The organism is Pseudomonas sp. NPDC089534 (genome assembly GCF_044749305.1).
Lineage (GTDB): Bacteria > Pseudomonadota > Gammaproteobacteria > Pseudomonadales > Pseudomonadaceae > Aquipseudomonas > Aquipseudomonas ekonensis.
Genome location: NZ_JBIVHR010000096.1, coordinates 1 through 12974 on the forward strand (window position 1 = coordinate 1; position 12974 = coordinate 12974).

Genomic DNA, 12974 nt, shown 5'->3' on the forward strand with positions numbered 1-12974 from the left:
GCGGCGGCAGCGTTGCCCCTTCACGGTTGGGGTCGCCAGGTTCGGGAGCGATGTCTGCCGGCCAGGCTATTAGCCAGCAGCATCCCGAACCGCGCGAGATTCTACCAGCTTGAAGCCGTTTGCGTTATATCCGCTTCTTCAGTGCTTATATCCGGTTCTTTAAGGTATAGAGCATTTCGAGTGCGCGGCGCGGGGTCATGTCGTCCAGGTCAAGCTTGGCCAACTCGTCCAGCACCGGGTGCGGCAGGCTGGCGAACAGGTCGCTCTGCATCGGCGCGGCCGGTTTGCCTTTGGCCGGCGCAGGCTGTTCATGGGGCAGGCTGGTGGTCTCCAGCCGGGCCAGGTGCTCGCGCGCGCGCACGATCACTTCGCTCGGCACCCCGGCCAGTTGCGCAACGGCCAGGCCATAGCTCTGGCTGGCCGGCCCCGGCAGCACGTGGTGCAGGAACACGATGCGTTCGTTGTGCTCGGTGGCGTTGAGGTGCACGTTGGCCACCAGCGGCTGGGCCTCCGGCAGCACGGTCAGCTCGAAGTAATGGGTGGCGAACAGCGTGTAGGCGCGCAGGTGCGCCAGGCGTTCGGCCGCAGCCCAGGCCAGGGACAGGCCGTCGAAGGTGCTGGTGCCGCGGCCGACTTCGTCCATCAGCACCAGGCTGCGGTCGGTGGCGTTGTGCAGGATGTTGGCGGTCTCGCTCATTTCCACCATGAAGGTCGAGCGCCCGCCGGCCAGGTCGTCGCTGGAGCCGATCCGGGTGAAGATCCGGTCCACCAGCGACAGCTCGCAACTGGCCGCCGGCACGAAGCTGCCGATGTGCGCCAGCAGCACAATCAACGCCGTTTGCCGCATATAAGTGGATTTACCGCCCATGTTCGGGCCGGTGATCACCAGCATCCGGGTGTTGTCGTCCAGGCTCAGGTCGTTGGCCACGAACGGCGTGGTCAGCACCTGCTCGACCACCGGGTGACGGCCCTGGACGATGCGCATGCACGGTTCGCTGACGAACGTCGGGCAGTTGAGGTCGAGGTTCAGCGCGCGTTCGGCGAGGTTGCTCAGCACGTCGAGCTCGGCCAGCGCCGAGGCGGTGTCCTGCAGCGGTGGCAATTGGCTGATCAGATCCTCCAGCAGCGCTTCGTAGAGCATCTTCTCCCGGGCCAGCGCACGGCTCTTGGCCGACAGCGCCTTGTCTTCGAACGCCTTGAGTTCCGGGGTGATGAAGCGCTCGGCGCCCTTGAGGGTCTGGCGCCGGATGTAATCGGCCGGCGCCGACTCGGCCTGTTTGCTCGGCAGTTCGATGAAGTAGCCGTGGATGCGGTTGTAGCCGACCTTCAGGTTGGCCAGGCCCGTGCGGGCCTTTTCCCGGGCTTCCAGGTCGATGAGGAACTGGCCGGCGTTTTCGCTGAGCGATTGCAGTTCGTCGAGTTCGCTGTCGTAGCCGGTCTTGAGCACGCCGCCGTCGCGGATCACCGCCGGCGGGTTGTCGATGATGGCCTTTTCCAGCAGCGCCGCCAGTTCCGGGTAGGTGCCGGCGGTGGTGGCCAGGCGCGTCAGGTGCGGGGCTTCCAGATCGGCCATCGCCGCCTGCAGTTCCGGCAGGGCGCCCAAGGCGTCGCGCAGGCGGGCGAGGTCACGGGGGCGGGCGTTGCGCAGGCCGATCCGCGCCAGGATCCGCTCGATGTCGCCGATTTCCTTGAGCTGCGGTTGCAGGCGTTCGAAGCGGTAGCGGTCGAGCAGGCAACTGATGGAGCTCTGGCGCGCCAGCAGGACGGTCAGGTCGCGCAGCGGACGGTTCAGCCAGCGGGTCAGCAGGCGGCTGCCCATGGCGGTCTGGCAGCGGTCGACCACCGATTGCAGGGTGTTGTCGCGACCGCCGGCCAGGTTGGTGTCCAGCTCCAGGTTGCGCCGGCTCGCGCCGTCCAGCACCACGGTGTCGTCCAGGCGTTCATGACGCAGGCTGCGCAGATGGGGCAGGGCAGTGCGCTGGGTTTCCTTGGCGTAGGCCAGCAGGCAGCCGGCGGCGCCGATGGCCAGGGTCAGGTTCTCGCAGCCGAAGCCTTTCAGGTCCTGGGTGGAGAATTGCTGGCAGAGGCTTTTGAGCGCCGAATCACGCTCGAAGTCCCACGGTGCGCGGCGACGCACGCCACGGCGCTTTTCCGCCGGCAGGTCCTTTGGCCAGTCGTCCGGGATCAACAGCTCCACCGGGTTGACCCGCTCCAGCTCCGCCAGCAGGTTTTCCCAGCCCTTGATCTCCAGCACGCTGAAGTTGCCGCTGGTGATGTCCAGCACCGCCAGGCCGAACAGGCGCTCGTCGCCCAGCACGGCTGCGAGCAGGTTGTCGCGGCGCTCGTCCAGCAGCGCTTCGTCGCTGACCGTGCCGGGCGTGATGATCCGCACCACCTGGCGCTCGACCGGGCCCTTGCTGGTGGCCGGGTCGCCGATCTGTTCGCAGATCACCACCGACTCGCCCAGCTTCACCAGTTTCGCCAGATAGCCTTCCGCCGCGTGGAACGGGATCCCGCACATCGGGATCGCCTGCCCCGCCGACTGCCCGCGGGCGGTCAGGGTGATGTCCAGCAGCTTGGCCGCCTTCTTCGCGTCCTCGTAGAAGATCTCGTAGAAGTCGCCCATGCGGTAGAACATCAGCTGATCCGGGTGCTGGTTCTTCAGGCGCCAGTACTGCTGCATCATCGGGGTATGGGAGGACAGGTCGGAGACGGCTTTATTCATCGGATTGTCAGGCAACTCGTTCAAAGGAGTGGGGCAAAAGCGGGGCGTCGGCCAGGCTTTTCCGCGATGGGCGCAAGGTTACCATGGGCGGTCTGTCGGGCGCAGGCATGGCGGTCGAGTGACAGGTCAATGCGGTAAAAAGCGCGATTATGCATCATTTATGCAAATCAGCATTTGTCTTCGCCGAATTCTTCAAGCACTATGCGCGTTATGCAAAAACGCAACGTATCTACCGTATTAAGAGCACTGCTCGACCGGCACGGGATCTCCCCCACGGAGCTTCACCGTCGCACCGGCGTGCCTCAATCCACTCTCTCGCGGATTCTCAGCGGGAAGATCGTCGATCCTTCGGACAAGCACATCTCCAAGATCGCCGAGTACTTCGCCGTGAGCACCGATCAGCTGCGCGGGCGCGCCGACATTGCGCCGGCGGCCGCCGGTGCGCGCGATGACGTGCATGCGGAACTCAAGGACATAAGCCTGTGGGACGACGACACCCCCGTCGATGACGACGAGGTGTCGGTGCCCTTTCTTCGTGAGGTTGAATTGGCTGCAGGATCAGGAAGATTCGTCGTGGAAGAGAGCGAGCGCTCAAGCCTGCGCTTCGGCAAGCGCAGCCTGCGTCACAACGGTGTGCAGTTCGACCAGGCCAAGTGCGTGACGGTGCGGGGCAACAGCATGTTGCCGGTGCTGCGCGACGGTGCCACGGTCGGCGTCAATGCCGGCAAGTGCGGCATCGGCGACATCGTCGACGGCGACCTCTATGCGATCAACCACAATGGCCAACTGCGGGTGAAGCAGCTCTATCGCCTGCCCACCGGCATCCGCCTGCGCAGCTTCAACCGTGACGAACATCCGGACGAGGACTACAGCTTCCAGGAGATCCAGGAAGAGCAGATCGTCATCATCGGTCACGTCTTCTGGTGGGGCATGTACGCCCGATAGCACCACCCCTGTCTGACAGAACCCGCCCCTCGGCGGGTTTTTTTTCGCCTGTCGAAAACCGGCAAAGCCAAGAGCGGCGGGGCCTTCATGCGCCCGTGCATTTGTCGTGCATAAATAAATGCATTTTTGCATTGACTGCATATGCATGAATGCATATTCTTGCCACCAAGCCGCTCGACAAAGCGGCTGGCAAGACCGCTCTTTAGTTCCACAAGAACAGGCAGCGATGAACCGGCCTCAACGGTTCAGAGGGTTGGCAACTGACCCGGGTGTGCAGCGTAAAGCACCAAGAGCAGTTATCCGGCGGGCAGGGACCGCGGCCGGAGGAACAATTTGAACGGACTCGTACCGCGCCAGTAGCGCCGAAAAGTCAGCTTCCTTTCGCTTTAGGGAATGAAAGGAAGGCGAAGGAACGCATTACTGAAAAGCCCGGTGCATAACCGGGCTTTTTGGAATGCTTACCTCAAACCGTCACAAGGCATGCAGGCCATGCCGGGTTCGCAGATATCGACAGCGGTTTCGCTGAACATCAGTCGCAAGGAAGAAAAAATGATTCGTTACGTCTACATCGAAATGATCAACGTCATGCCCTTTCCGAAAGTCCTGCAGGTCGTGGACGCGGAGCAAATGCCGGATTCGCCGGGAGTCCCCGGCAACTGGGTCGAGGTCAGTGTCGATACCCCGGCTCAGCCGGGATGGAAGGCTCAATTCACGGCAACCGGTTGGGTCTTTTCCGAGCCGACCTATGAGGATCATGTCGGTATCGCCACTAACCGCATGCACCAGCTGCTGAGCTCGGCAAGCGGATGGCTGAGCGTCAATCCGCTGCAGTACAAGCTGGATCTGGGACTCGCCACGCCTGATGAGGAGGCGACCCTGCAGGCCTACAAGCAGTACTACATCAACGTGTGTGAAGTGAAGAACCAGTCCGGATACCCGTACACGATCAATTGGCCTGCCGCGCCATTCTGATCCTGCCCAGGGACAGAGCCCGCATTGCTGAAAAGCCCGGCCGCACGCCGGGCCTTTCGGAATGTCTGCCTCAAGAGAAAACGTTTGAACCCAATACACATCACTCATCAATCACACCAGGAGGCGTGACATGACAAACGAGCAACAAGCGTTGGCGGACATGCCGATCTGGCTGGTCATCTTCCTCGCCGTGGCGGGCGGGGTGTCCGGCGAGATGTGGCGCGCCGACAAGGATGGCGCCCGCGGCTGGCCGCTGCTGCGTCGCCTGGCCCTGCGCTCCGGCGCCTGCATGATCTGCGGCGTCTCGGCGATCATGCTTCTGTATGCCGCCGGCCTGTCGATCTGGGCCGCCGGCGCTTTCGGCTGCCTGACGGCGATGGCCGGCGCCGACGTGGCCATCGGACTGTACGAGCGCTGGGCCGCCAAGCGCATCGGCGTCTGCGAAGTTCCGCCCCGCGACTCCCAGTAACCCTTCATTTTTCGTCTCGCTGCAGCCTTTGCGGCGCGATGGCGCGTGGACATTAGAAAAGGAGGTCATGCATGCCCGCACCGATCCAGCAACCTTCGCAGCTGTTCACGGCGATGGCGACAACCTTGCGCAACGCCGCCGGCCTTAATGTGCAGGTCGGTGCCCACCCGGACTTCACCGCCCCAGGCGACAAGGCCTGGGTGCTGATCGACATCGAACGAAACGGCCCGGGCGAACGGGCGGCCGACGGACGCATCGCCCATGTGCTGACGCTGTCGCTGCAAGTCGTCCCGGCGGTTTCCGCCAGCGCGTTTGCGGCCTGCGACCTGATCGCCGCGCTGAAGAACCTGGCCACCGACAACCGCTGGGGCTTGCCCGGCGACCAATGCGACCGGCCCCTGAACCTCGACGGCGTGCCGTCGCTGCTCGTCCAGGGCGGGCAGTCGCACAAGGCCTGGACGCTCTCGTTCATCCAGACCCTCTACCTCGGCCCGACCTTGCTCGACGATCCGCTCGGCACCCCGGTATTCGCCCGCACCTGGGAAGTCAGCGACATCGACGACCCCGACCAATACACCCCGCTGGAGGGCTGAACCGTGTTCGATGCGCTGCTACGGATGCAACTGGGCCCGATCATCGAGCGGCTGGCCGAGATGGAGGCGGAAGTCGAAGACCTGCACCGCCGCGCCGAGAGCTTCTGCCGCATCGGCGTGTGCCAGGAAGTGGATGCCGCCGGCAACACCTGCCGGGTCAGCCACGGCGGACTGCTGACGCCGTCCATCAAGTTCTTCAACCCCAGCGCCGGGGCGCAGAGCGAATCGCGGATCCCGACGCCGGGCGAGCAATGCCTGCTGTTCAACTACGGCAGCGGCGAAAGCGGCGCGCAGAGCGTGGCGCTGTTCGGCTTGAACAGCGACCGGTTTCCGCCGGCCTCCACGGTGCCGACGCTGACCCGTCGGGTGCACGGGGACGGCAGCGAAAGCGGTTACGACGACGCCACCCACACCTTGCATTGGCAGAACGGCCCGGCCGCGTTCAAAGGCTCCCGCGAATCGCTGGAGCTGAGCATCGGCCCGGCGCGCCTGGCGATGACCGCGCAGGCCATCAACCTGCAACTGGGCGCCACCGGCCTGACGATCGACGCGGCGGGCGTGCACTTCAGCGGCCCGCTGGTGGATCACCAGGGCCGCGTCATCAGCCCCTGACCCGAGAGCTTCCCATGATCGGAATCGATAGAGACACCGGGGCCACGGTCGACGATTGGCTGCAGTTCGTGCAGCGCGCGACCCGGGCCCTGACCACGCCGCTGGGCACCCGGCAGAAACGGCCCCTGTACGGATCCTTGATCCCCGCCTTGCTGGGCCGGAACGTCGGCGACGATACCTTGCTCCTGGCCCAGAGCCACGCGGCGCAGGCGTTCTACAACCCGCAGAACGGCATCGGCGACTTCCAGCCGCAGGTGATCGTCGCCACACGCCGGGGCGCCGGTCTGCTGCTGCGTTTCGCCGGCACCTGGAAAAACCGCCAACAGACTTTCGAGGTCGTGACATGAGCATGCTGATCCCCGGCCAGAACCAGTTGGCCGAACCTGCGCTGATCGCCATCGACGCCTTCGAGGATTTGCTCGCCGAGTTCAAGGCCTTCGTCGTCGACTACGTCAAGGCCCGCGCCCCGCAAAGCGCCGAGAAGCTCAAGGCCAGCCTGGAGAACGAAAGCGAACTGCTGACCCTGGCCCTTGAAGCCTTCTGCGTGCGCCTGCAGACCCATGAGCGCAAGTACAACGCCCGCATCAAGCAGATGCTGGCGTGGTGGGCCACCGGCAGCAACCTCGACGCGCGGCTGGCGGACATGGGCCTGGAGCGCCAGTTGCTCGATCCGGGCGATCCGGCCGCTTTCCCGCCGGTGCCGCCGGTGTACGAGAGCGACGACGACGCCCGCCTGCGCTACTACCTGGCGCCCCATGCGCCGGCGGCGGGTTCGCGGATGCAGTACCGCCGCGAAGTCTTCACCCTCGGCGAACGGCCTGCGGTGAAAGTGGCGTCGGCCGACGCCGGCGTGGTGAACGTCACCTACACCTTCGCCCCGGACGGCCTCGCCGCCCAGGTCAAGGACGGCAACGGCCGGCGCACCGCGCCCGGCGAAGTGCAGGTCACCGTGCTGGCGCGGGAGGGTGACGGCACGCCGTCCGCCGCGTTGCTCGACGGGGTGCGCAAGCATTTCGCCCGGCCCGACGTCTGCCCGGAGACCGACAAGGTCACCGTGCGCGGCGCCGACATCCAGCGCTACAAAATCCGCGTAGTCGCCAAGATCAACTCAGGCCCCGACTCGGGCTTGACCAAGGTCGCCGCCGAGCAGCACCTGCAAGCCTACGCCGACAGTTGCCACCGCCTGGAAGGGCGGGTCGACCCGAGCTGGATCGACTACACGCTGCACAGCGCCGGCGCCGTGCAACTGCAGATCCTCGAACCGCTGGCGCCCATCGTCACCACCGCGTTCCAGGCGCCGTACTGCACGGCGGTCGAAGTCGAGGTGCAGACGCTATGAGCGAGCAGACGCAGCGCCCGACGTTGCTGCCGGTCAACAGTTCGCCGCTTGAGCGCGCGCTGGACATTGGCTTCGGCGCTTTGCTCGACCGCATCGCGCCACCGTTTCCCGAGTTGATGGATCCGACGCAGACGCCTGTGGCGTTTCTGCCGTACCTGGCGGCGGACCGCGGGGTCGCCGAATGGAGCACCGATGCGCCGGATGCGGAAAAGCGCCTGACCGTCGAACTGGCCTGGCCCACCGCGCGCCAGGCCGGCACCCGCACGGCGCTGGAAAACGCCGCCAAAGGTCTGCAGCTGCGCCCCGAGGTGCGCGCCTGGTACGAACAGACACCTCCCGGCACGCCCTACAGCTTTTCGGTGCGGGCGTTTTCCGAACAGCCTTACAGCGAAGAGATCGACGCCCGGCTCGACCGGCGCCTGGCTGACGCCAAGAGCGAACGGGATGTGCTGTCGGTGTCGGTGGGCTTGAGCGCCTTCGGCAGCCATTCGGTCGGCGCCGCGACGTTCTGCGGCGAACTGACCACGGTCTACCCGGTTTTCATCGAAGGGCTCGAAGCGTCGGGCCAAGCCTACAAGGCGGCCGGGCTGTACGCCGTCGAAACATCCACTATTTATCCTCAGGGGGCCTGAATGGCTGACTATTACACCCTGCTCACCAACGCAGGGATTGCCTACGAGACCGCCTGCAAGGCGGCGGGCGTGCCGATCAAGCTGACGCAGATTTCCGTCGGCGACGGCGGCGGCGCGGTCTACAACCCGGCGGCCACCGCCACCGCGCTCAAGCGCGAAGTCTGGCGCGGGCCGCTCAACGCGCTGTTCCAGGACGAGAAGAACCCGAGCTGGCTGCTCGCCGAAGTCACCATCCCGCCGGACGTCGGCGGCTGGTACGTGCGTGAGGCGGGGCTGTGGACCGACACCGGCATCCTCTACGCCATCGTCAAGTATCCGGAGTCGTTCAAGCCGGTGCTGGCCACCTCGGGTTCGGGCAAGGAGTTCTACATCCGCTCGATCTTCGAGACCAGCAACGCGTCGCTGGTGACGCTGCTGATCGATGACACGGTGGTCAAGGCCACCCGCGCCTGGGTCATGAGCTACCTGGCCGAAGAGCTCGGCAAACTTGACGGCAAGCAATCGGTGCGCGTGGCCGCGACCGGCAATGTCGTGCCGAACGGCGCGCAGCAGATCGACGGTGTGGCGGCGGTCGCCGGCGACCGCGTGCTGCTGGCGAACCAGACCCTGGCCAAGGACAACGGCCTGTGGGTCGTGGCCAACGGCGACTGGACGCGGGCCAACGATGCCAACGTCAGCGCCAAGGTCACGCCGGGCCTGACCGTAATGGTGGAGGAGGGCACCGCCAACGGCGATTCGCTGTGGCACCTGACCACCAATGCGCCGATCACCCTGGGGACGACCGCGCTGACGTTCAAGATGCTGGCCGGGCGCACGGGCATTGCCGCCGGCAGCTACAAGAGCCTGACCGTCGACGAATACGGTCGGGCCACGGCGGGTTCGAACCCGGACACTCTGGCCGGGTTCGGCATCAAGGATTCCTACACCAAGGCCGAAGTCGAAGCACTGATCGCCAAGGCCTCGGCGTTGCCGGTGGGTTCGATTGTCGCCTTCCCTGTTGATACGCCACCACCAGGCTTTCTGGAGCTGGACAACAGCGTCAAGAGCAGCGCGACCTACCCGGACCTGAGCGCCTATCTGGGCGGCAAGTTCAACAAGGGCGACGAGGGCGCGGGCAATTTCCGCTTGCCGGAAGCGCGTGGCGAATTCCTGCGCGGCTGGGATCATGGGAGGGGGGTGGATGCTGGTCGACAGTTGGGAGGTGTTCAACTGGATGCCATGCAGCGTCTCACTGGCGCTATAGCCGCCGCGGATGCGACAGGTCTTGCTCAAGCACTCAACGGCGTGTATGCCGGGAGCAAGTCGGGCGTATCAAAGGGTGTGACGGCTGCCGTAGACGCCTACACCAACGTCAATTTCGACAATGCCCGACAAGCCCGGACAGCTGATGAAAACCGTCCCCGCAACATCGCCGTCATGTGGTGCATCAAGGCCTGGAACGCCCCGGTCAATCAGGGGAACATCGACGTCGCCGCATTGGTCAAGGAAGTCCAACGACTCGGTTCCGCCGTGCCGGTCGGCGCCGTCATGGCGTTCCCGACCGGCATCGTTCCTCCGGGGTTCCTGGAGCTCAACGGCACCGTTCAGAGCATCGCGACCTATCCTGATCTGGCGAGCTACCTGGGCACCGCCTACAACAAGGGCGACGAAGGCGCCGGCAACTTCCGCCTGCCGGATTCGCGCGGCGAATTCCTGCGCGGTTGGGATCATGGACGCGGAACCGACGCAGGCCGGGCGATCGGCAGTTGGCAGGCCGACGACAACAAGGCGCATGCCCATACCTACACCCGGATTCCAAGTTTCGGCAACACCGGCGGCTCCAACGGCAGCGGCATCATCGCGGACAACGGTACGCAGGCAAGCAACGCCAACTTCAGCAGTTACCTGAACGCTTCGGGTGGCAGCGAGGCGCGTCCCCGCAACATCGCCGTCATGTGGTGCATCAAGGCCTGGAACGCCCCGGTCAATCAGGGAAACATCGACGTCGCCGCACTGGCCAAGGAGGTCGAGGCACTCAAGTCGGCCGTTCCGGTCGGCGCTGTCCTGTCGTTCCCGACCGGCGTCGTTCCCCCGGGGTTCCTGGAGCTCAACGGCAGCGTGCAGAGCATCGCGACCTATCCCGATCTGGCAACCTACCTGGGCACCGCCTACAACAAGGGTGACGAAGGCGCCGGCAATTTCCGCCTGCCGGATTCGCGCGGCGAATTCCTGCGCGGTTGGGATCATGGTCGGGGCGTGGATGCTGGCCGGGCAGTGGGAAGCTGGCAGAAGGGCAGTGTGCAGTCCTTTGATCCGTCCAACGTCAATCCGGCCGTTTCCGGTCTTTGGCACAACACGGCGTCGGATACCGGCCTTGCGGAACTTCATGGCCTGGATCCTCACACCGCTGTGGACTACTCCGTCAGCAACGCTGTGTTCAACGCAGGAGCGACGCCCGTCAGCGCTGGAGCGTTGGGTGTCACACGCCCTCGCAACCTCGCCGTCATGTGGTGCATCAAGGCCTGGAATGCGCCGGTCAACCAGGGAAACATCGATGTTTCCGTGTTGGCCGTTCTGGCGCAGCAAGCCACAGAACTCAATCAGGGCACGGCGAAGACCGCCACTCAGGCCCAGACAGACGCCGGCAGCGACGATCAAACGATCGTCACGCCGAAGAAACTGCGGTGGGGATTCTCGGCGCTCAAGGCTACAAACGGATATCTGATATTGCCGAGCTGGCTGGGCGGTTTGGTCATCCAATGGGGAACCACCGGAGCCATTGCCGCCGGTGCCCAAATGACAGTGACCTATCCGATTGCGTTCCCGAATGCTTCGGTCATGACATTGATCGGCAACAGTTCCTCGGTGGGCTCTACCGGTGCCACTTCCACACTTTGTGCCATGTACGGTGGAAGGACCTACTTCACGGTTTCCGCGCTCGGCAGCACGGGCCAACCGAATGGTCCATGGATTTCGATTGGCTGGTAATCAGGAGAACAGGTTATGTCACTTTTTTATGCCGCCTCCACTGGCGGCTTCTACGACGACACCGTTCACGGTGTCATGCCGGACGACGCAGTGAAGATCACTGCGCAGTTGCGTTCGCAACTGCTCGCCGGCCAGTCACAGTCACTGGCGATCATTGCGGATGCCGACGGAAACCCGGTGCTCAAACGGCCGGAGATGGATGCCGAAGCGCAAGCCAATCGCGAACGCATGTGGCGCGACGGCGAAATCGACAGCGTGAAATGGCTGCGTGAGCGTCATCGCGATGAACTCGAAATGTCCAGCCAGACGACATTGACCGTCGATCAGTACCAAGCGCTGCTGACTTATCTGAAGCGTCTGCGCGACTGGCCGCAGTCGGAGCGCTTTCCCGACGAACAGGCCCGCCCCGGACAACCTGACTGGATTGCGCAGCAGACCCGTTGAACGCCCCACATCCCGGGGCGTTTTTCTTCCCCCAATAAGCAATCAAAACCCGCCAAGCCCCTCCCCACGAGGGGCTTTCCCGTTTATGGAGAAACGAAAAATGGCAACCCGCCAAACCTACACCGTGCTCGTCCCGTTCCCCACCGGGGGCGGTCACTGGTCGAGCGTCGGCCAAGAGCTCGACCTGCTCGACGTCGAGGCCAGCGCGCTGCACACCGCCGGCCGGCTTGAGCTGAAAACCCCAACCACCCAGGCCAAAAAGGCCGCTGCCAAGAAGGCTGACTGAACATGGCTGAAGTCCTGAACTTCGAGCACAACGGCATCACCGTCAATGCCACCGAATCCCCCGAGGCCATGGGCGGCCTGGGCGACAACGTCATCGGCCTGGTCGGCACCGCGCCGAAGGCCGATCTGCTGATTCCGCGCAACGCGCCGTTCCGCATCAACAGCTTCACCACCCACGCGCTGCTGGATCCGACCGGCGCCGAAGAGGGCACCCTGTACCACGCGGTCTACCAGATCCTCAAAGTGGTCAAGGTGCCGGTGTACGTGGTGATCGTCGAGGCGGGCGCGACCCCGGCCGACACCGTCAACAACGTGATCGGCGGCATCGAGCCGGCCACCGGCCGCAAGCTGGGCCTGGCGGCGCTGGGCAGCGTGCCGGAAGACCTGACCATCATCGGCGCGCCGGGCTTCACCGGCACCAAGGCGGTGGCCGGCGAGTTCGCCTCGTTCGGCAAGCGCATCAAGGCCCGCGTGGTGCTGGACGGCAAGGACGCCTCGGTGGCGGACCAAGTGCTGTACAGCCAGGAGCTGGGCGGCGCGGACCTGGGCTTCGACCGTTGCCTGGTGGTGCACAACATGCCCGCCGTGTATTCGAAGGCGGCGAAGAAGAACGTTTTCCTGGCGCCGTCCAGCCTGGCGATCGCCGCGCTGGCCAAGGTCAAGCAGTGGGAAAGCCCGGGCAACCAGGTGACCTACGCCGAAGACGTGTCCCGTGTCGTGGAATACAACATCCTCGACACCTCCACCGAAGGCGACCTGCTCAACCGCTACGGCGTGAGCTACTACGCCCGCACCATCCTCGGCGGCTTCTCGCTGCTGGGCAACCGCTCGATCACCGGCAAGTTCATCAGCTACGTGGGCCTGGAAGACGCCATCAGCCGCAAGCTGGTGAAGGCCGGCCAGAAGGCCATGGCCAAGAACCTGACCAAGTCCTTCATGGACCAGGAGGTCAAGCGCATCAACGACTGGCTGCAGACCCTGGTCGCCGACG

At 64.6% G+C, this 12974-nt stretch carries 13 protein-coding genes; 12 read left to right on the forward strand and 1 reads right to left on the reverse strand.

Going from position 1 to position 12974, the window contains the following annotated elements; translation table 11 throughout:
* Positions 1–145: 145 nt before the first annotated feature.
* Positions 146–2725, reverse strand: coding sequence for a DNA mismatch repair protein MutS (gene mutS, locus ACIP0B_RS23285; protein WP_400836380.1), 2580 nt, complete (start codon positions 2723–2725; stop codon positions 146–148).
* 210 nt (positions 2726–2935) lie between these two features.
* On the opposite strand from mutS, the gene ACIP0B_RS23290 reads away from it, so the two are divergent.
* The 12 genes from ACIP0B_RS23290 to ACIP0B_RS23345 all read left to right on the forward strand — a co-directional run.
* On the forward strand, positions 2936–3670 hold the full coding sequence (locus ACIP0B_RS23290; protein ID WP_400836382.1) for a helix-turn-helix transcriptional regulator: 735 nt from the start codon (positions 2936–2938) through the stop codon (positions 3668–3670).
* Positions 3671–4159: 489 nt separating this feature from the next.
* A complete protein-coding gene (locus tag ACIP0B_RS23295) occupies positions 4160–4642 on the forward strand; it encodes a tail fiber assembly protein (protein ID WP_400836384.1) in 483 nt (160 codons plus the stop codon).
* A gap of 130 nt (positions 4643–4772) precedes the next feature.
* Positions 4773–5111 carry a phage holin family protein gene (locus tag ACIP0B_RS23300; RefSeq protein WP_400836386.1) on the forward strand — a complete coding sequence of 113 codons (339 nt, stop codon included), beginning with the start codon at positions 4773–4775 and terminating at the stop codon, positions 5109–5111.
* 71 nt (positions 5112–5182) lie between these two features.
* A complete protein-coding gene (locus ACIP0B_RS23305; RefSeq protein ID WP_400836388.1) occupies positions 5183–5704 on the forward strand; it encodes a hypothetical protein in 522 nt (173 codons plus the stop codon).
* Positions 5705–5707: 3 nt separating this feature from the next.
* Positions 5708–6316, forward strand: a complete 609-nt coding sequence (locus ACIP0B_RS23310; RefSeq protein WP_400836390.1) for a phage baseplate assembly protein V — start codon at positions 5708–5710, stop codon at positions 6314–6316.
* Positions 6317–6330: 14 nt separating this feature from the next.
* On the forward strand, positions 6331–6663 hold the full coding sequence (locus ACIP0B_RS23315; protein ID WP_400836391.1) for a phage baseplate protein: 333 nt from the start codon (positions 6331–6333) through the stop codon (positions 6661–6663).
* Positions 6660–7655, forward strand: a complete 996-nt coding sequence (locus ACIP0B_RS23320) for a baseplate J/gp47 family protein (RefSeq protein WP_400836393.1) — start codon at positions 6660–6662, stop codon at positions 7653–7655. The genes ACIP0B_RS23315 and ACIP0B_RS23320 overlap by 4 nt, the downstream gene beginning before the upstream one ends.
* Positions 7652–8287: a phage tail protein I gene (locus tag ACIP0B_RS23325; RefSeq protein WP_400836395.1), complete on the forward strand. Its 636-nt coding sequence runs from the start codon at positions 7652–7654 to the stop codon at positions 8285–8287. The genes ACIP0B_RS23320 and ACIP0B_RS23325 overlap by 4 nt, the downstream gene beginning before the upstream one ends.
* Positions 8288–11254: a tail fiber protein gene (locus ACIP0B_RS23330; RefSeq protein ID WP_400836397.1), complete on the forward strand. Its 2967-nt coding sequence runs from the start codon at positions 8288–8290 to the stop codon at positions 11252–11254.
* A 15-nt stretch (positions 11255–11269) separates the two neighbouring features.
* Positions 11270–11698 (forward strand): phage tail protein, encoded by a 429-nt coding sequence (locus tag ACIP0B_RS23335; RefSeq protein WP_400836399.1) that lies wholly within the window; start codon positions 11270–11272, stop codon positions 11696–11698.
* Between the two features lie 100 nt (positions 11699–11798).
* On the forward strand, positions 11799–11984 hold the full coding sequence (locus ACIP0B_RS23340; protein WP_085581459.1) for a hypothetical protein: 186 nt from the start codon (positions 11799–11801) through the stop codon (positions 11982–11984).
* A 2-nt stretch (positions 11985–11986) separates the two neighbouring features.
* The coding region (locus ACIP0B_RS23345; protein ID WP_400836401.1) for a phage tail protein at positions 11987–12974 on the forward strand (988 nt) is incomplete at its 3' end.